We start from the raw sequence: 18,346 nt of genomic DNA on the forward strand, positions 1-18,346 counted from the left end.
GGTCAGGGCTGGCCGTAGTCGCGGGCACCGAACAGCGCGGTGCCGATACGCACCCAGGTTGCACCCTGGGCAATTGCGGCTTCCAGGTCATGGCTCATGCCCATGGACAAGGTATCGAGTGGTAACCCCAGGCTCGCCTGCAGCGCGCGAACCCGGGCAAAGGCAGCTTGCTGGAGCGCCTCGTCGTCGGTCGGCTCGGGAATCGCCATCAGCCCGCGTAAGCGCAGGCGTGGCAGCGCGGCAACGGCGCGGGCCAGGGCTGGCAGCTCCTCGGGGGTGCAGCCGGACTTGCTCGCTTCGCCACTGACGTTGACCTGCAGGCAGATGTTCAATGCAGGCAGGTCGCCAGGGCGTTGCTCGGACAGGCGTTGGGCGATTTTCAGGCGGTCCACGGAATGTACCCAGGCAAAGTGCTCGGCAATCGCACGAGTCTTGTTCGACTGAATGGGGCCGATGAAGTGCCAGGTCAAGGGCAGGTCGCTCAATTCGCCCTGTTTGTTCAGGGCTTCCTGCAGATAGTTTTCACCGACATCGCGAACGCCGGCGGCGAAGGCTTCGCGCACGGCGGCGGCGGGTTTGGTCTTGCTCACGGCCAGCAACTGCACCGTCTCAGGCTCGCGCCCGGCGGCCAGCGCGGCGGCACGGATGCGTGCGGCGAGCGTGGAAAGGTTGTCTGCTATGGTGGACATTGATCGATGCCAGCGGCTCTTTGGGTCTGCGGCATTCTACCTGCTTGGCGGCCTTTGGGGAGTCTCATGGATGTGACGCAACTGCTGGCGCAGGCAGTGCGGGCCGGCGCCAGCGACCTGCACCTGGCGGCGGGCGAGGTACCGGCGCTGCGGCTTGAAGGGCGTTTGCGGCCGATGACGCTGCCGCAGCTGACACCCGGGCAGATGGATGAATTGCTCGCTCAGCTCATGTCCACCGCGCAGCAAAAGGATTTTGAAACACATCTGGATATCGACTTTGCCTTTGCCGTGCCAGCATTGGCGCGCTTCCGGGTCAATGCATTTCAGCAGCACCAAGGCGCCGCTGCGGTGCTACGGGTGATTCCGGCACAGGTCAGCAGCCTGAGCGAGCTGGGTCTTGGGGATGTGTTTCGGCAGATTGCCGAACTGCCGGGTGGGCTGGTGCTGGTCACCGGCCCCACGGGTTCGGGTAAATCAACCACCCTGGCGGCGCTGGTCGATCACCTGAACCGCGAGCGGCCGCTGCATATCGTTACCCTCGAGGACCCCATCGAGTTTATCCACCGCTCACAGCGTAGCCGGATCAGCCAGCGCGAAATCGGCCGGCACAGCCATGGCTTTGCCCAAGCCTTGCGCGCCGCGTTGCGCCAGGACCCGGATGTGATCATGCTCGGGGAACTGCGTGACCCGCAGACTATCCGCCTGGCCATGACTGCGGCGGAAACCGGGCACCTGGTGCTGGCCACGGTGCACACCGGCTCGGCGGCAAAAACCGTCGATCGCCTGGTGGATGTGTTTGCCGCCGAAGAGAAGCAACTGGTGCGTGCCATGCTCGCCGAGGCGTTGCAGGCGGTGGTGTCGCAGGTGCTGATCGAGCGAGTGGGCGGTGGCCGGGTGGCGGCCCATGAGGTTCTGCTGGCAACACCTGCCGTGCGCAACCTGATCCGCGAGGGTAAGGTGGCGCAGTTGCAATCGGTGATTCAGACAGGTGGGGCGCAGGGCATGCAAACCCTGGAGGGTTGCCTGCAGGACCTGGTGCACCGAGGCCTGGTCAGCCCTGACAGCGCCCAAGAGCGGGCGCCGGGGCGGTTCTAGCGCTTGGCCAGGGCCAGTTGCTGGCTTTTCGGCAGGACACGTTTGGCAACCACGTAACGGCTTTGCCAGTAAGGCTTGTTCAAGGTGTCGATGCTGACCCGCTTACCGGTACGCGGTGCGTGGATGAAGCGGTCGTTACCCAGGTAAATGGCGACATGGTTGACCCGGCGGCTCTTGATGTTGAAGAAAATCAGGTCGCCTGGCTTGAGGTCGTTGCGGTCGACCTTGATGCCGTGGCCGCTGGCCATGGCATTGGAGGTACGTGGCAGGTCGACTTCATCGATGTCGTTGAAGGCGTACTTGACCAGGCCACTGCAGTCAAAGCCCTTGCTCGGGCTGCTGCCGCCCCAGCGGTACGGGGTGCCAAGCACATTGACCGCGCGGCTGAGCACATCGCTGCTCTGTTGCGGCGACATGGCAGCGGCGACCGGCAGCGGTACGCTCGAGCGGCTGCTGCGCTTGGGGCTGTGCTGGGCTTTGCTGCTGCCGACGTTCTTGTGTGGACGCGTAGCAGTGGAATTGGAGGTATACCCGGAGAAACCGTTGGGTAACCGTTGCTCACGATTGGTGGCGTGGGCAGCCAGTGGCAATAATAGGCAGATGGTCAGCCATGTCTTGAAAAAAGGACGCATAGGCAGGGCTCTAGGTGGGTTGGCGCGCAACTTTATAACAGCTTTTTGATCAAATTTTGATCCGTTGGTCGACTCCAAGGGGCGGCAAAAACCGGCAAAAGCGGCGATTTGCCTGCATTGGAAAGGCGCGAGCCAGATGGGATAGGGGTTTGCGGGCGGCAGGGTGGCGAATGACCACGCGTCGGGTTGCCACGCAAAAGTCACATTTTTCTTTAGAAAATTTATCGATAACCCACAGGGGCTATGAATGAACAGTTATCAACAGGGCGGTCCGTTACATGATACCCACAGCAAAGTGATCGGCTATTTGCTGTGGATTTTCGGCTTCACTGGCGCACACCGTTTCTACTACGGCAAGCCGGTCACCGGCACCCTCTGGTTTTGCACCCTGGGCCTGCTCGGCATCGGCTGGTTGATCGACCTGTTCCTGATTCCGGCAATGGACCGCGAAGCCGACCTGCGCTTTCAGCCGGGTCCTCTGGACTACAGCTTGGCGTGGATCCTGCTGACCTTCCTGGGAGTATTTGGCGTGCACCGCATGTACCAGGGCAAGTGGATCACGGGCTTGATCTACTTGTGCACTGGCGGGCTGTTTCTGGTGGGGGTGCTGTATGACTTCTGGACGCTCAATACCCAGGTGTCACTGGCCAACGCCCAGCGGCGCTGAAGCCTGAGGCCTTGTCGCAGTGTGCTGCGACAAGGCCTTGGGGCGGAGTTACTGGCGGGTCTGGCGCTGCTGCAACAGCAAGTTGCTGAAGCCGCTGCCGGCCAGTTGCTTCTGCGCCACGGTCAGCTGTTCACGGTTGCTGAACGGGCCGACCAGTACGCGGTACCAGGTTTCTTCCTTCACCGTACCGGACTCCACCTTGACCGCCTGGCCGAGCAGTATGATCTGCGCGCGGACCTTGTCGGCATCCGCCTGCTTGCGGAACGAGCCGGCTTGCAGGAAGAACTGGGTGGTGGCCGCCGGCTTGATCACCGGCGGTGCTGGCGGTGGCGTCTGGCCCAACAGTGCGGCCTGGGCGCGGGCGGTGTCGATCTTCGCCGCTTCCGCCGGGGTGACCGGAGGTTGCGCCGGCACCGGCGGGGTTTTCTCCGGCACGGCCTCAGGCGGCACTATCACTTCCGATTCCGGCAGCAAGGTGTAGAAGTCGTACTTGGGCTTTACCGGCTGCTGCGGGCTTGGCGCGGTCTTGTTGGCTTCGGCGACCTTCTCGGCCTTCTGCTGTTCGGGCTTGGTGCGCTTGACCTCGTCGTTGCCAGGCTCAAGCTTCATCAGGAACACGACAAAGGCGCCCACCGACAGGCCGATTGCCAGCCACAGCCAGCCCGGGATCGGTTGCTTGGCCGGTGGCTGATAGCGACTGGCGCCGCGCTTGGGTGCGGGTTTTTTCTTGGCAGCCAACTTACATGCGCTCCAGGGTTTCCAGGCCGAGCAGTTCCAGACCTTGCTTGAGGGTGCGGCCAGTCAGTGCTGCCAGGCGCAGACGGCTCTGCTGTTGTTCAGGGGTGTCGGCGCCGAGGATCGGGCAGTTCTCGTAGAAGCTGGAGAACAGGCCGGCAACGTCGTACAGGTAGGTGCACAGCACGTGCGGCGTGCCTTTTTCGGCGACGTTGTTGAGGATCTCGCCAAACTGCGCCAGGCGCGCGGCCAGGTCCTGCTCCTGGGGTGCTTGCAGGATGATCTGGCCGTCGACTTCGTCGAAGTTCTTGCCCAGCTTGCGGAACACGCCAGCAACACGGGTGTAGGCGTACAGCAGATAAGGCGCGGTGTTGCCTTCAAAGTTGAGCATCAATTCGAAGTTGAAGCTGTAGTCGCTGGTGCGGTGCTTGGACAGGTCGGCGTATTTTACTGCGCCAATCCCCACCACTTCACCGATGGTGCGCAGTTCGGCCTCGGCCAGCTCCGGGTTTTTCTCTTTGACCAGGGCGTAGGCACGCTCCTTGGCTCCGGTCAGCAGGTCGATCAACTTCACCGTGCCGCCGTCGCGGGTCTTGAACGGACGGCCGTCGGCGCCGTTCATGGTACCGAAGCCCATGTGTTCCATCTGCATCGGGTGGCCGACGAAGCCGGCGCGGCGGGCCACTTCGAACACCTGGTTAAAGTGCAGGGCCTGGCGCTGGTCGACGAAGTACAGGGCGCGATCGGCCTTAAGCACATTGCTGCGGTAGCGCACGGCGGCGAGGTCGGTGGTGGCGTACAGGTAGCCGCCATCGGCTTTCTGCACGATCACTGGCAGTGGCTCGCCTTCGGCGGTTTTGAACTCTTCAAGGAACACGCACTGGGCGCCCTTGCTCTCGACCAGCAGGCCTTTGGCCTTGAGGTCGTTGACGACATTGGCCAGGTCGTCGTTGTAGGCGCTCTCGCCCATGACGTCGGCCATGGTCAGCTTGACGTTGAGCAGCTCGTAGGTCTTCTGGCAGTGCGACAGCGAGATGTCTTTGAAGCGGGTCCACAGCTTCAGGCATTCCGGATCGCCGGCTTGCAGCTTGACCACCAGGCCACGGGCGCGGTCGGCGAAGTCTTCGGATTCGTCGAAGCGTTTCTTCGCGGCGCGGTAGAAGTTCTCCAGGTCCGACAGCTCGTCGCTGGTGATCGGGTTCTCTTGCAGGTAGGCCATCAGCATGCCGAACTGGGTGCCCCAGTCGCCGACGTGGTTCTGGCGGATCACGTCATCGCCGAGGAACTCCAGCACGCGCGACACGGCATCGCCGATGATGGTCGAGCGCAGGTGGCCAACGTGCATCTCCTTGGCCAGGTTCGGTGCCGACAGGTCGACCACCACCTTCTGCTGCGGGCCGGCCTTGTGCACGCCCAGCTTGGCGTCGGCCAGGGCAGCATCCAGGCGTGCAGCCAGGGCCTGGGTGTTCTGGAAGAAGTTGAGAAAGCCGGGGCCGGCAATTTCGACCTTGCTGACCTGCTCGTCGGCAGGCAGGGCGGCAATGAGCTTCTCGGCCAGATCGCGAGGCTTCATGCCGGCGGGCTTGGCCAGCATCATCGCGATGTTGCTGGCGAAGTCACCGTGGGTCTTGTCCCGGGCGTTCTCCACCTGGATCGCCGGCGTCAGCCCTTCAGGCAGCACACCGTCGGTGACGAGTTGGGTGAGGGCTTGCTGGATCAGCTGGCGAATGGTGTCTTTCATGGGCTTCTCTTTCGACCGCAAGCGCGGCGGCGCTTCGATGCGCAGGTGGAAAAACTGGACATTATCCGTTGCCGAGGCGAGGTTGCCAACCACCAATCCCTGTGGGAGCCGGCCTTGCCGGCGATTGCATCAGCGCTTTGTCAGTGAATGCGAGGTGTCTGCATCGCTGGCAAGGCCAGCTCCCACAGGGATCAATACAGATCCACCGGATCGACATCCAGCGACCAGCGCACCTGGCGCCCGGACGGCATTTGTTCCAACACTAGCAACCAGGCGCTGATCAGTCGATGCAAAGGTGCCCGGGCATTGGCCTGGAGCAACAATTGCGCGCGAAAGCGCCCGGCACGACGCTCCATGGGTGCGGGCACCGGGCCGAGCAGCTCGATACCGTGCAGGCCTTGTTCGGCCAGCAACTGCTCGGCGGCGCTGCAGGCCTCATCCAGAAAGCCCTCGGCTTGCCCCGGCTTATGTGCTTCAGCGCGCAACAAGGCCAAATGCGCAAACGGCGGCAGACCGGCAGCACGGCGCTCGCTCAGGGCCTGCTCGGCAAAGGCGAAGTAGCCCTGCTCGGTCAGTTGCACCAACAAAGGATGGTCGGCCAGGTGGGTTTGAATGATCACCTTGCCCGGCTCTTCGGCGCGGCCGGCGCGCCCGGCAACCTGAACAATCATCTGCGCCATGCGCTCGCTGGCGCGAAAATCCCCCGAAAACAGCCCGCCGTCGGCATCAAGGATCGACACCAGGGTCACCCGTGGAAAGTGGTGCCCTTTGGCGAGCATCTGGGTGCCGACCAGGATGCACGGCTGGCCGCGCTGGATGGTGGCGAACAACTGGTTCATCGCGTCCTTGCGCGAGGTGCTGTCACGGTCGACGCGCAGCACCGGGTAATCCGGAAAGAGAATGTTCAGGCGCTCTTCGGCGCGCTCGGTGCCAGCGCCGACCGGACGCAGGTCGACCTTGTTGCACTGCGGGCACTGGCGTGGCACCCGCTCGTCATAGCCGCAATGATGGCAACGCAGTTCATTGGAGCGCTGGTGCACAGTCATTCGTGCATCGCAGCGGGGGCATTCGGACATCCAGCCACAGTCATGGCATAGCAGCGTCGGAGCAAAGCCGCGACGGTTGAGGAACACCAGTACCTGCTGGCCCGCCGCCAGGGTCTGGCCAATGGCTTGCTGCATTGGCCCGCTGATACCGCTGTCCAGTGGCCGGCTTTTTACATCCAGGCGCAAGAAACGCGGCTGCTGGGCGCCGCCGGCGCGCTGGTTGAGGCGCAGCAGGCCGTAGCGACCGCTGTGGGCATTGTGCAGGCTCTCCAGTGACGGCGTGGCCGAGCCCAGCAGGATTGGGATGTTCTCTTGACGTGCGCGTACCAGCGCCAGGTCGCGGGCGTGGTAGCGCAGGCCTTCCTGCTGTTTATAAGAGCCGTCGTGCTCTTCATCGATGATGATCAGCCCGGGGTTTTTCATCGGAGTGAACAGCGCCGAGCGGGTACCGATGATGATGTCGGCTTCGCCATCGCGAGCGGCCAGCCAGGCATCCAGGCGCTCGCGGTCGTTGACCGCCGAGTGCAGCAAGGCGATACGGGCGTTGAAGCGCTGTTCGAAACGCGCCAGGGTTTGCGGCCCCAGGTTGATTTCCGGAATCAGGATCAGCGCCTGCTTGCCGGCTTCGAGGGTTTCGCGGATCAGTTGCAGGTAGACCTCGGTCTTGCCGCTGCCAGTGACCCCGGCCAGGAGAAAGGCATGAAAACTGTCAAAACCTGAACGCACCGCATTGAACGCGGCGCGCTGCTCATCATTGAGGGGGAGCTCCGGCTGCGCCAGCCAGCGCTCGTGGCGCTCCTGGGGCAGGTGGCGACGCACTTCGACCTGCACCAGTTCCTTGGCCAGCAGCAGGTCGAGGCTGTCCTTGCTCAGCATCAGTTTATTCAATAAAGCATGGGCAACGCCGTGGGGGTGCTGCGCGAGGGTTGCCAGGGCTTCGCGCTGACGCGGTGCGCGGGCAATGCGCGGGTCGTCCAGGCGTGCGCCCGGTACTACTTGCCAGAAGCGTTCTTGGCGCGCTTGCGCCGGTTCACCCTGGCGCAGCAGCACCGGCAGGGCCCAGCTCAGGGTGTCGCCGAGGCTGTGCTGATAATACTGCGCGGTCCACAGGCACAGCTTGAACAGCGCCGGTGGCAGCGGCGACACCGGGTCGAGCAAGGCTATTGCCGGTTTCAGTTTGTCGGCCGGCACCTCGCTGGCGTCGCTGATCTCGATGAGGATGCCGATCATTTCGCGCCGACCGAACGGTACGCGGATACGCATGCCCGGAGTCAGTGCCTGGCGCGCCATGCTCGCCGGTGCCCTGTAGTCGAACAGCCGCCGCAGGGGCGAGGGCAGGGCAAGGCGTAGAATGACGTCGGACACGCGAAAGGTTCTCTGCAGGGGGATTCCAGGACTCGGCGAGCCTAGCAGACGACCGCCGGTGTAAGCGACAACTTGCGTTGGCTGTTTGCTCTGGTATTATTCCGACCCTATTTTGCGTGCGGTATTCAACAATGGTGTTGAGTGGCGGCACGTCAGCACTGAGGAAACACCATGAAAGCCGATATCCATCCGGTATACGAAGCTGTAGACGTTACCTGCAGCTGCGGTAACAAATTCGTAACTCGTTCGACTCTGGCCAAGCCACTGCCGATCGACGTTTGCAACCTCTGCCACCCGTTCTACACCGGTAAGCAGAAGGTCCTGGACACCGGCGGCCGCGTACAGAAGTTCGCAGATCGCTTCGGCATGTTCGGTGCCAAGAAGTAAGATTGCGCGACGCTGGCCCCATGGGTTTGGCATTGCTGCTGAAAAAGGCGTCCCTTGTGGGCGCCTTTTTTATGGGCGCGATTTGGCAGTTGCCGGCCCAGGCGTTCTGCGCGGCGCCGGTCGATGCCCAGGTAGTCAGCGTGCGCCAGGTGGTCGATGGCGATACTTTGCGTCTGAATGATGGCCGCAGTGTTCGTCTGATTGGTATCAACGCGCCGGAAATCGGTCGCAAAGGTCGCACCAGCGAAGCCTTCGCCGAGGCTGCACGCCAGCGCTTGCAGGCCCTGGTCAAGGCCAGTGGCGGCCAGGTGGGCCTGGTTCCGGGTGTCGAGTCGCGGGACAAATACGACCGTACCCTGGCGCACGTCTACAGCCGCTCTGGCGACAATTTCGAAGCACAACTGCTCAGTGAAGGCCTTGGCTACCGTGTTGCGGTGGCGCCAAACGTCTCGCTGACAGGCTGTCAGGAGCAGGCCGAGCGCGCCGCTCGTCAGGCCGGCAAAGGCCTTTGGCGGCAATCGCCACTGACACAGGCGAGCGAGTTGCGTCAGTCCGGTTTTGCGCTGATAAGTGGCAAGGTGATGGGTATCGAGCGCAATCGCGGGGGTATCTGGATCGAAATCGACGACTCCCTGGTGCTTCAGGTGCCGGCGCGCTTGCAGCGCAACTTCCCCTCCTCGTTCCTCACCGATCTGAAAGGTCGATCCATCGAAGCGCGCGGCTGGGTGCTGGATCGTTCCCGCAAAGGCGGCTTGAAACCTGGGCAACAGCGCTGGCTACTGCCATTGACGGATCCGTCGATGCTGGAAAGGGTCGAAAGATAAAATATTGTCTACATTTTTAATTTCAATTGTACACATCGAAACCCTTGCAGGCTGTGGCTCTTGGCGGAAAGTCGTAGGTTAAAGCCCTTGACACAAGTGACCGGGCAGTCTTGTCGGCCCTTTGCTCTTTGCGTATCCTCGGCGGTCCGTCAGAACAGTAAATAGCGGAATGCCCACCATGTCAGATTTGAAAACTGCCGCTCTCGAATACCATGCTCAGCCTCGTCCGGGGAAACTGAGCGTCGAGCTCACCAAACCTACCGCGACTGCACGCGACCTGGCGCTGGCCTACAGCCCTGGCGTGGCTGAGCCGGTTCGCGAAATCGGTCGCGATCCGGAACTGGCCTACAAGTACACCGGCAAGGGCAATCTGGTAGCAGTCATTTCCGACGGCACCGCCATCCTTGGTCTGGGTAATCTCGGCCCACTGGCCTCCAAGCCAGTCATGGAAGGCAAGGGCGTTCTGTTCAAGCGTTTCGCCGGTATCGATGTGTTCGACATCGAAGTCGAATCGGAAAGCCCGCAAGCCTTTATCGATACCGTACGCCGCATTTCCATCACCTTCGGTGGCATCAACCTTGAAGACATCAAGGCGCCAGAGTGCTTCGAGATCGAGCGCACCCTGATCGAGCAGTGCGATATTCCGGTATTCCACGATGACCAGCACGGCACCGCGATCGTGACCGCCGCCGGCATGATCAACGCCCTGGAAATCGCTGGCAAAACCCTGTCCGACGCCAAGATCGTCTGCCTGGGCGCCGGTGCCGCCGCCATCTCCTGCATGAAGCTGCTGGTGAGCATGGGTGCGCAGATCGAGAACATCTTCATGGTTGACCGCACTGGCGTGATCCACGCTGGCCGTGACGACCTGAACCAGTACAAGGCGGTGTTTGCCCACGCGACCGACAAGCGCACCCTGGCAGACGCCCTGCAAGGCGCTGACGTGTTCGTCGGCCTGTCCGGCCCGAACCTGCTGAGTGCTGAAGGCCTGAAGTCGATGGCGCCGAACCCGATCGTGTTCGCCTGCTCCAACCCGGACCCAGAGATCTCCCCGGAGCTGGCTCACGCCACCCGTGATGACGTGATCATGGCCACCGGTCGTTCCGACTACCCGAACCAGGTCAACAACGTACTGGGCTTCCCGTTCATCTTCCGCGGTGCCCTGGACGTTCGTGCCAAGCGCATCAACGAAGAAATGAAGATCGCCGCTGCAAACGCCCTGAAAGACCTGGCCAAACTGCCAGTGCCTAAGGAAGTCTGTGCAGCCTATGGTGTCGACTCCCTGGAATTCGGCCGTGAGTACATCATTCCCAAGCCAATGGATGCCCGTCTGATCACCCTGGTTTCCGACGCCGTGGCCAAGGCCGCGATCGAGACCGGCGTGGCAACCCTGCCATATCCGAAGAACTACCCGCTCAAAAGCGTGGATGACGTGTTCAACGGCTAAGTTGTTGTAGCGTCAAACAAAAAGCCCCGGCTCGTGAGAGTCGGGGCTTTTTTGTGCGTGATCGTCTGTAGATCGATGTTGGCTTCATCGCTGGCAAGGCCAGCTCCCACAGGTTCAGCATACGCAGCTCGATTGTGGGAGCCGGCGTTGCCGGCGATGGGCTGGCGAAGCAGCCCCATTGGTCATCAGAACAGGTCGATCGGTGCCGCCTCATCCGCTGGCAGTGGGCTGCCTGGCGCACTGCCGTTACCCAGCTCATTCACCGACGGCGGCGTGTCCTCGGCCTTGAACAACTCGAAGTAGGCATTCGGCGTACTCGGTGTGGCCGCCCGGCCGCTGACCGGATCGACGCGCAGGCTGAGGATGCCTTCCGGCTCGGCCGGTGCATGGTTGGGTTTGTCCTTGAGCGCGGCGCCCATGAAGCTCATCCAGATCGGCAGCGCCACGGTGCCGCCGTACTCGCGACGACCGAGGGTTTCCGGCTGGTCGAAACCGCTCCAGACCGTGGTCACGTAATCGGCGTTGTAACCAGAGAACCAGGCGTCCTTGGACTCGTTGGTGGTGCCGGTCTTGCCGGCAAGGTCGGTACGACCCAGGGCCAGGGCGCGGCGCCCGGTGCCGCGCTTGATCACGTCTTGCAGCATGCTGGTGAGGATATAGGTAGTGCGCCCGTCAACGATGCGCTCGGCCACGGCTGGCGGCTGGGCAATGGCGGCGGTCGGGTTGCTGGCAACGCTGCTTGGGGCTTCGCCTGGCATTTGCGTGCTGATCGGCTGCTCGGGTGCGGCAATGCCTTCCTCGACCTGCTCGGCTTGCGGTACTCGCGGTGGGTTGGCGGTAAACAGGGTCTCGCCGTTGCGGCTTTCGATGCGTTCGATCAGGTACGGGCTGATCTTGTAGCCGCCGTTGGCGAAGGTGCTCCAGCCCGTGGCGATTTCCATGGGGGTCAGGGTCGCGGTGCCCAGGGCCAGGGACAGGTTGGGCGGCAGGTCCTGCTTGTTGAAGCCGAACTTGCTGATGTACTCGATGGTCGAGCTGACACCCATGGCCTGCAGCAGGCGGATCGACACCAGGTTGCGCGACTTGTACAGCGCCTCACGCATGCGGATCGGGCCGAGGAAGGTGTTGGTGTCGTTCTTCGGGCGCCAGACCTTGTCCAGGTACTCGTCGACGAACACGATCGGCGCATCGTTGACCAGAGTCGCGGCGGTGTAGCCGTTGTCCAGTGCGGCGCTGTAGACGAATGGCTTGAAACTCGAACCCGGCTGGCGCTTGGCCTGCATGGCGCGGTTGTAGTTGCTCTGCTCGAACGAGAAGCCGCCAACCAGTGCGCGAATCGCACCGCTGTTCGGGTCTAGCGTCACCAGGGCGCTCTGCGCGCCCGGCACCTGGCTGAACTTGAGGCTGCCATCCTCCAGGCGCTGCACGCGGATCAGGTCGCCGATCTGGGCAACATCCGAAGGCTGCTGTGGTGCGCGGCCCTGGCTGTTGGTGTTGAGGAACGGGCGGGCCCACTTCATGGTGTCCCAGGCCACGGACTCCTGGTTGCCGGCGCGGGTCAGAACCTGCAGGCCGGCCTTGGTCACTTCAGTGACGATCACCGGTTCCAGGCCGCCCAGAGGACGTTGCTTGCTCAGTTCCTGCAGCCAGGCGTCGCGGGTCTTGCCCGGGAAGCGCGATTCGGGGCCGCGGTAGCCGTGGCGTTCGTCGTAAGCGCTAAGGCCGTCGAGTACAGCCTTGTTGGCGATTTCCTGCAGGTCGCTTGGCACCGTGGTGGTGACGCGGAAGCCTTCGGTGTAGGCGTCGCTGCCGTAGCGGCCGACCATTTCGGCGCGGGCCATTTCGGCAATGTACGGGGCGCTGACTTCTGGCGTCGGTACGTGATAACTGGCGTTGATCGGCTCGGCCAGTGCGGCCTGGTAGCTGGCTTCGTCGATCTTGCCGAGCTTGTACATGCGCCCGAGGATCCAGTCACGACGCTCCTTGGCGCGTACCGGGTTGGCCAGCGGGTTGAAACGCGATGGCGCTTTAGGCAGGCCGGCAATCATCGCCATCTGCGCCAGGCTCACCTCGCGGATCGATTTGCCGTAGTACACCTGGGCTGCCGCCTCGATCCCGTAGGCGCGGTTGCCCAGGTAGATCTTGTTGACGTACAGCTCGAGAATCTCGTCCTTGGTCAGTTCGCGTTCGATCTGCAGGGCCAGGAGGATTTCGTTGGTCTTGCGCGAGAAACTGCGTTCGCTGCTGAGGAAGAAGTTCTTCGCCACCTGCATGGTGATGGTGCTGCCGCCGGTCTGGATGTGCCCGGACTTGAGCAATTGTGTTGCAGCGCGCATCAGGCTGCTGGGGTCGACGCCGTAGTGATTGGCGAAATTGTCGTCTTCAGCCGAGAGCAACGCCTGGATGAAATGCGGCGGAATATCGGCGAAACGGATGGGCGAGCGGCGCATTTCGCCAAACTCGGCGATCAGCTTGCCGTCGCTGCTGTAGACCCGCAAAGGGATCTGCAACTGGATGCTTCTGAGGGCCTCTACCGAGGGCAAGCTGGGGCTAAGATACAGAAATGCGCCGCTCAGACCGAGCACGAGCGCGCAGATGACTGCGACGAAAGACCACCAGAAAAACTTCAGCAGGCGTATCAAGGCTTTTGGGCGTCCAGATAGAAGAGTGGGTTGCGCGCGGGGCCAGCGGACAAAGGATAAACGCTGGGTATTATAAGCATTTTTCAACTCGCCGCGTTATGCGCGCGGCTGCAAGGAAAAAACCAATGCTTGGACGCTTGGGCAAGGATGCCGGTTCACTCCTGGGGATAGAAATCTCCCCTCCTTCCATTCGGCTGGTGCAGTTGCACCGTCGCAAAGAGGCCTGGTGCGTGCAGGCCTGGGCGATTGAGGCGCTGCCCGCGGGGGGCCATGCTCGACGGCTGGATCGCTGATCCTGAGGTCGTCGGTCAAGCCTTGATGCGTGCGCTGCAACGCAGTGGCAGCGGCTGTCGCCTGGCCGCCGTGGGATTGCCGGCGAGCCGTGCTATCAACAAGCAGCTGGCGCTGCCGGCGGGCCTGAGTGATGCCGAGGTCGCTGCGTGTGTGCGTGATGCCGCCGAGCAGTTCATCCCCTTTGATCTTGAAGACATCGCGCTGGACTATAAGGTGCTGGAGCGGGCTGCCGGTGCTGCAGGGGGGACCCAGCTGGCGGTTATAGCCTGTCATCGCGGTGTGCTGGATGCGCTGGAGGCCGCCTTCGAAGTCGCCGGGCTGAGCGCAAGGGTGCTGGAGGTCGACAGCCAGGCATTGCAGCGAGCAACCACGGGCGATGTGGCAATGCCGCAGGGCGATGAGGCGCTGGCCTCATCCTTGATCGTCGCCTGTGGCCTGGCCATGGGTGGCGAGCGGCTGAATCTGCTGCCATGGCGTGAACGGCGCGACCAGTTGCGTATTCGAAGGTTTCAGGTCGGCTGTGTGGGTGTTGTGCTGCTGGCGGCTGTTGTCACCTGGCTGGTCGACCGGCATGGTCGCAGCGTATTGCAGGAGCAGGCGCATGGCCTGACTGCGTCAATAGATGTGGCTGGGCAGCCTGAAGTCCTGATGCCTGAACTGCGTGCATTGGAAGGCTTGCAGGTGGCCCGCTACTTTGTCGTGGATATGCTCGAACAGCTTGATCTGGCCATGCCTGACGGCGTGTATTTTACCGCCCTTGGCCAGGAGCAGACTGCGCTGAGACTCACCGGGATGGCTCCGTCGGCGTCTGCGGTGGTGCAATTGGCGGCCGGTCTTTCCTCTTCTTCTTTGATCAGCTCTGCAACGGTGCAGCGCATGAGCGCATTCGATCAGGGTCATGAGTTCGAATTGCAGGCAATCCTGGAGGCTGCGCCTTGAACGTCTGGAGTCCGCTGGCGAAAGGCACCTGGCCTTTGCAGGTCTTGGCGCTGATGGGGCTGCTGGCATTGCTGATGGGTGTGGCCTATTCCCTGCATTTGCGGCCGTTGTTGATGCAGGCAGGTCAGGGCGCAGGTCAACTGTCGCTCGAGGGCACAAGCAGCACTGAGGGGGCAGCAACATTGCACAGCCGTTTGCACCAGGCCCGCCGGCAGTTGCTGGCTGTGGGGGAGGAGCCCGAATTGTTCGAAACCCTGTCTCGCCTGGCTGAGGCCCATGCGGTGGTTATCGAGCAGTTACAGGTGCTCGATGTGTTGGCCACTGAGCATTACCAGGGGTTGCCCCTTCAGTTGCGCCTTAGTGGCGCCTTTTCCGCTCTTGTCGCGTTCTTCACCGATCTGGCCGGTCAGTCGCGGCTGGTGACCGTGCACGCCCTTTCGCTAAAACCGGTCGATGCGGGACTGGTGCTGGTGGAGCTGCAAGCCAGGTCCTACCGCCCTCATGCATTGCATTCCCTTGAGCAGGGCCCGCCGCCAGAGCCTGCCGAGCGACGGATTGTTGCCGCGCTGCGCAATCCATTCGCGCCTGCCGCACCGCAGGCAGCTGTCGATGTTCTGCAGGGCTTGGCGCTGGAGCAATTCGAGATGGTCGGCAGCCTTGCCAGTGGAGGGGCCTACTACGCGCTGGTTCAGGCACAAGGCCGGGTGTATCGGTTGCAGATTGGCGACCGATTGGGGCGTGACGAGGGGCAGGTTGTCGAGGTCAGTGAGCGGCAACTAGCAGTCGTCGAGCAGGTTTTTGTTGCCGGCCAAGGCTGGCAAGCGCGGCGGCGAACACTCGCTCTGCGTTGAAGATGCTGACCAGGGAGGTCATCGATGGGCAAGGGAGGTGTCATTGCAGTGTTGTTGTGGAGCTGGTTATCGGCAGGCGCTGTTGCCGGCAAGCAGTTGAACGGTGGCGAGCCGTTGTCGTTGAACTTTCAGGATGTCGAGGTGCGCACGGTACTGCAGGTGCTGGCAGATTTTTCCGGGTTCAATCTGGTGGCTAGCGACGCGGTACAGGGCACGGTGACCCTGCGCCTGGAGGATGTGCCCTGGGAGCAGGCCCTGGGTCTGGTGCTGCGCAGCAAGAGTCTGGAACAGCGCATGGAAGGCAATGTGCTGCTGGTCGCACCGCTTGCCGAGATAGCCGGATCAGCACCGTCGCGGCGCGCACTGATTCCGATCCATCACGCCAGGGCCGCTGATATCGCCGAGATATTTCATGCCCTGATGGCCCACGAGGCCGGCGGTGCCAGCCACGGTTCGCTGAGTGTCGACGAGCGTACCAATACCCTGGTTGCCAGCCAGTCGCCGGAACGTTTGGAAGAGCTGCGCAGGCTGATCAGTGAGCTGGATGTACCGGTGCGTCAGGTCATGATCGAGGCGCGCATCGTCGAAGCCAATGTCGATTTCGAGAAGGCCCTGGGGGTTCGCTGGGGTGGGGCGGTGCAGTTGGGCAAGGGCCTGAGCCTGGGTAGCGGCGATACCTTTGTCGATCTCGGGGTCGATCGGGCGGCAGCCAGTATCGGCGTGGGACTGGTGCGCAACAACGTGCTGCTTGATCTGGAGCTCAGTGCCATGGAAAAGACCGGCAATGGCGAGATCATCTCCCAGCCCAAGGTGGTCACCGCCGACAAGGAAACCGCACGGATCCTCAAGGGCACCGAGGTGCCTTACCAGGAAACCAGCGGCAGCGGTGCCACATCCGTGACCTTTCGCGAGGCATCGCTGTCTCTGGAAGTCACCCCGCAGATCACTGCGGACAACCGGGTGATCATGGCGGTCAAGGTAACCAAGGATGAACCCGACTATCTCAATGCCCTGGACCACGTGCCAGCGATCCGCAAGAACGAGGTCAATGCCAAGGTGAGCATTGAGGATGGTCAGACCATCGTCATTGGCGGCGTGTACTCGACGGTGCAAAGTAAAGTTGTCGACAAGGTGCCATTTTTCGGCGATGTGCCGTATGTTGGGCGGCTGTTTCGTCGCGATGTTCTACAAGAGAAAAAATCCGAGCTGCTGGTCTTCCTGACTCCGCGTATCATGAGTGACCAGGCGATTGCTGTGAGTCGTTGATTCTGTGCGAAATTTGATACTTGTGGGGCCCATGGGTGCTGGCAAAAGCACCATCGGCCGCCTGCTGGCCAAAGAGCTGCGCCTGCCATTCAAGGATTCCGACAAGGAAATTGAATTGCGCACGGGCGCCAATATCCCGTGGATCTTCGATAAGGAAGGCGAACCGGGCTTTCGTGACCGCGAGCAGGCGATGATCGCCGAGTTGTGCGCGTTCGATGGCTTGGTTTTGGCTACCGGCGGCGGCGCGGTGATGCGCGATGCCAACCGCCAGGCTTTGCATGCCGGCGGGCGGGTGGTGTATCTGCACGCCTCGGTCGAGCAACAGGTTGGGCGTACCTCGCGCGACCGCAACCGGCCGCTGCTGCGCACGGCCAATCCGGAGGCGACCTTGCGTGCGCTGCTGGAGGTTCGCGACCCGCTTTACCGCGAGATTGCCGATCTGGTGGTGGAAACCGACGAACGGCCACCGCGGATGGTGGTGCTGGATATTCTCGAACGCTTGCAGAAGTTGCCGCCCCGTTAAGCCAGGACTATCCTCGGCGACCAGTCATGCCGTGACAGGGCACACCGTTATCGCGCGGTTCGAGCCATCGATGCCGCGCTTAGTTCATTGTGGGGACACATGCAGACACTTAAGGTCGAATTGGGCGAACGTAGCTACCCGATCTACATTGGCGAAGGCCTGCTGGATCAACCTGAGCTGCTGGCGCCGCATATCGCTGGCCGGCAGGTCGCCATCGTGTCCAACGAGACTGTCGCGCCCCTCTATCTTGAACGCCTGAGCAAGGCCCTGGGTGCCTATTCGGTGCTGCCAGTGGTGTTGCCCGATGGTGAAGCGCACAAGAACTGGGAAACCCTGCAACTGATCTTCGATGCGCTGCTGACTGCCCGTCACGATCGCCGCACGACCGTAGTCGCCCTTGGCGGCGGAGTGATCGGTGACATGGCCGGCTTCGCCGCCGCCTGCTATCAGCGCGGTGTGGATTTCATCCAGGTGCCGACGACCTTGCTGTCCCAGGTCGATTCGTCGGTGGGGGGCAAGACCGGCATCAACCATCCCCTGGGCAAGAACATGGTAGGCGCCTTCTATCAGCCCAATGCGGTGCTGATCGACACCCGCAGCCTCAATACCCTGCCACCGCGCGAGCTGTCGGCGGGCCTGGCCGAGGTGATCAAGTACGGCCTGATCTGTGACGAACCCTTCCTAACTTGGCTCGAAGCGAACATGCAGGCCCTGCGCAACCTCGATCAGGTGGCACTGACCGAAGCCATCTGCCGTTCCTGTGCGGCCAAGGCTGCCGTGGTGGGTGCCGATGAACGCGAGTCGGGTGTGCGTGCCACCCTGAACCTGGGGCACACCTTTGGCCACGCCATCGAGACCCACATGGGCTATGGTGTCTGGCTTCACGGTGAGGCCGTTGCTGCCGGCACCGTCATGGCCCTGGAAATGTCCATGCGCCTGGGCTGGATCAGCCAGCAGGAGCGTGACCGTGGTATCCGTCTGTTCCAGGTCGCAGGCCTGCCGGTGGTGCCGCCAGTGGAAATGACCCCGGCGCAGTTCATGGAACACATGGCAGTAGATAAAAAGGTACTCGACGGTCGTCTGCGTCTGGTCCTGCTGCGCCGCATGGGCGAAGCGGTGATCACCGACGACTATCCGAAAGAGATTCTTCAGGCCACGTTGGCGGCGGATTACCGCGCAATCGTGGCCCAGCTTTGAGGTTGA

Annotated in this window: 16 protein-coding genes; 10 read left to right on the plus strand and 6 right to left on the minus strand. The window is 62.3% G+C overall.

The genetic code is table 11. The annotated features are described in order from the left end of the window. Window positions 1-2: 2 nt before the first annotated feature. Window positions 3-689 (minus strand): YggS family pyridoxal phosphate-dependent enzyme, encoded by a 687-nt coding sequence (locus tag M5G17_RS09745; RefSeq protein ID WP_273892721.1) that lies wholly within the window; start codon window positions 687-689, stop codon window positions 3-5. Between the two features lie 66 nt (window positions 690-755). On the opposite strand from M5G17_RS09745, the gene M5G17_RS09750 reads away from it, so the two are divergent. Beyond that, window positions 756-1,784, plus strand: coding sequence for a type IV pilus twitching motility protein PilT (locus M5G17_RS09750; RefSeq protein ID WP_273892722.1), 1,029 nt, complete (start codon window positions 756-758; stop codon window positions 1,782-1,784). Here M5G17_RS09750 and M5G17_RS09755 read toward each other — a convergent pair. After that, the gene (locus M5G17_RS09755; RefSeq protein ID WP_420793370.1) at window positions 1,781-2,494 is read right to left on the minus strand and encodes a C40 family peptidase; all 714 of its coding nucleotides are present in this window, start codon (window positions 2,492-2,494) and stop codon (window positions 1,781-1,783) included. The two genes, M5G17_RS09750 and M5G17_RS09755, sit on opposite strands and share 4 nt — an antisense overlap. A gap of 169 nt (window positions 2,495-2,663) precedes the next feature. On the opposite strand from M5G17_RS09755, the gene M5G17_RS09760 reads away from it, so the two are divergent. Then, complete coding sequence (locus M5G17_RS09760) at window positions 2,664-3,083, plus strand: TM2 domain-containing protein (protein WP_273892724.1); 420 nt, start codon at window positions 2,664-2,666, stop codon at window positions 3,081-3,083. Window positions 3,084-3,131: 48 nt separating this feature from the next. On the opposite strand, the gene M5G17_RS09765 is transcribed toward M5G17_RS09760, so the two are convergent. The 3 genes from M5G17_RS09765 to M5G17_RS09775 form a co-directional block, all read right to left on the minus strand. Then, entirely contained in the window at window positions 3,132-3,821 is a 690-nt protein-coding gene (locus tag M5G17_RS09765; RefSeq protein WP_130262462.1) for an SPOR domain-containing protein, read from the minus strand. 1 nt (window position 3,822) lies between these two features. After that, a complete protein-coding gene (gene argS, locus M5G17_RS09770) occupies window positions 3,823-5,559 on the minus strand; it encodes an arginine--tRNA ligase (protein ID WP_273892725.1) in 1,737 nt (578 codons plus the stop codon). Between the two features lie 191 nt (window positions 5,560-5,750). Beyond that, complete coding sequence (locus M5G17_RS09775; protein ID WP_273892726.1) at window positions 5,751-7,970, minus strand: primosomal protein N'; 2,220 nt, start codon at window positions 7,968-7,970, stop codon at window positions 5,751-5,753. Between the two features lie 171 nt (window positions 7,971-8,141). On the opposite strand from M5G17_RS09775, the gene rpmE reads away from it, so the two are divergent. The 3 genes from rpmE (at window position 8,142) to M5G17_RS09790 (ending at window position 10,628) form a co-directional block, all read left to right on the plus strand. Beyond that, the gene (gene rpmE, locus M5G17_RS09780; RefSeq protein WP_130262468.1) at window positions 8,142-8,357 is read left to right on the plus strand and encodes a 50S ribosomal protein L31; all 216 of its coding nucleotides are present in this window, start codon (window positions 8,142-8,144) and stop codon (window positions 8,355-8,357) included. Window positions 8,358-8,359: 2 nt separating this feature from the next. Next, window positions 8,360-9,181: a thermonuclease family protein gene (locus M5G17_RS09785; RefSeq protein ID WP_273892727.1), complete on the plus strand. Its 822-nt coding sequence runs from the start codon at window positions 8,360-8,362 to the stop codon at window positions 9,179-9,181. 178 nt (window positions 9,182-9,359) lie between these two features. Then, window positions 9,360-10,628 (plus strand): malic enzyme-like NAD(P)-binding protein, encoded by a 1,269-nt coding sequence (locus tag M5G17_RS09790; protein ID WP_273892728.1) that lies wholly within the window; start codon window positions 9,360-9,362, stop codon window positions 10,626-10,628. A gap of 185 nt (window positions 10,629-10,813) precedes the next feature. On the opposite strand, the gene M5G17_RS09795 is transcribed toward M5G17_RS09790, so the two are convergent. Continuing rightward, complete coding sequence (locus M5G17_RS09795; RefSeq protein ID WP_420793371.1) at window positions 10,814-13,267, minus strand: penicillin-binding protein 1A; 2,454 nt, start codon at window positions 13,265-13,267, stop codon at window positions 10,814-10,816. Between the two features lie 249 nt (window positions 13,268-13,516). Here M5G17_RS09795 and pilM point away from each other — a divergent pair, with 249 nt between their 5' ends. The 5 genes from pilM to aroB all read left to right on the plus strand — a co-directional run bounded on the left by pilM (window position 13,517) and on the right by aroB (window position 18,340). Continuing rightward, a complete protein-coding gene (gene pilM / locus M5G17_RS09800; protein WP_476453924.1) occupies window positions 13,517-14,503 on the plus strand; it encodes a pilus assembly protein PilM in 987 nt (328 codons plus the stop codon). Further along, entirely contained in the window at window positions 14,500-15,354 is an 855-nt protein-coding gene (locus M5G17_RS09805; protein ID WP_273892731.1) for a pilus assembly protein PilP, read from the plus strand. Before pilM ends, M5G17_RS09805 begins: the two co-directional genes overlap by 4 nt. A gap of 24 nt (window positions 15,355-15,378) precedes the next feature. Next, the gene (locus M5G17_RS09810) at window positions 15,379-16,620 is read left to right on the plus strand and encodes a type IV pilus secretin PilQ (RefSeq protein WP_273892732.1); all 1,242 of its coding nucleotides are present in this window, start codon (window positions 15,379-15,381) and stop codon (window positions 16,618-16,620) included. A gap of 4 nt (window positions 16,621-16,624) precedes the next feature. Beyond that, a complete protein-coding gene (aroK, locus tag M5G17_RS09815) occupies window positions 16,625-17,143 on the plus strand; it encodes a shikimate kinase AroK (RefSeq protein WP_273892733.1) in 519 nt (172 codons plus the stop codon). Window positions 17,144-17,242: 99 nt separating this feature from the next. Then, complete coding sequence (gene aroB, locus M5G17_RS09820) at window positions 17,243-18,340, plus strand: 3-dehydroquinate synthase (RefSeq protein ID WP_273892734.1); 1,098 nt, start codon at window positions 17,243-17,245, stop codon at window positions 18,338-18,340. Window positions 18,341-18,346: the final 6 nt, after the last annotated feature.

The sequence above is a fragment of the Pseudomonas rubra genome (assembly GCF_028656935.1).
GTDB lineage: Bacteria > Pseudomonadota > Gammaproteobacteria > Pseudomonadales > Pseudomonadaceae > Aquipseudomonas > Aquipseudomonas rubra.

What these genes read in the sequence shown, in the direction of transcription:
- M5G17_RS09745 (WP_273892721.1), bottom strand. Translation starts at nt 689, where the DNA reads ATGTCCACCATAGCAGACAACCTTTCCACGCTCGCCGCACGCATCCGT.
- M5G17_RS09750 (WP_273892722.1), top strand. Translation starts at nt 756, where the DNA reads ATGGATGTGACGCAACTGCTGGCGCAGGCAGTGCGGGCCGGCGCCAGC.
- M5G17_RS09760 (WP_273892724.1), top strand. Translation starts at nt 2,664, where the DNA reads ATGAACAGTTATCAACAGGGCGGTCCGTTACATGATACCCACAGCAAA.
- argS (WP_273892725.1), bottom strand. Translation starts at nt 5,559, where the DNA reads ATGAAAGACACCATTCGCCAGCTGATCCAGCAAGCCCTCACCCAACTC.
- rpmE (WP_130262468.1), top strand. Translation starts at nt 8,142, where the DNA reads ATGAAAGCCGATATCCATCCGGTATACGAAGCTGTAGACGTTACCTGC.
- M5G17_RS09790 (WP_273892728.1), top strand. Translation starts at nt 9,360, where the DNA reads ATGTCAGATTTGAAAACTGCCGCTCTCGAATACCATGCTCAGCCTCGT.
- M5G17_RS09810 (WP_273892732.1), top strand. Translation starts at nt 15,379, where the DNA reads ATGGGCAAGGGAGGTGTCATTGCAGTGTTGTTGTGGAGCTGGTTATCG.
- aroB (WP_273892734.1), top strand. Translation starts at nt 17,243, where the DNA reads ATGCAGACACTTAAGGTCGAATTGGGCGAACGTAGCTACCCGATCTAC.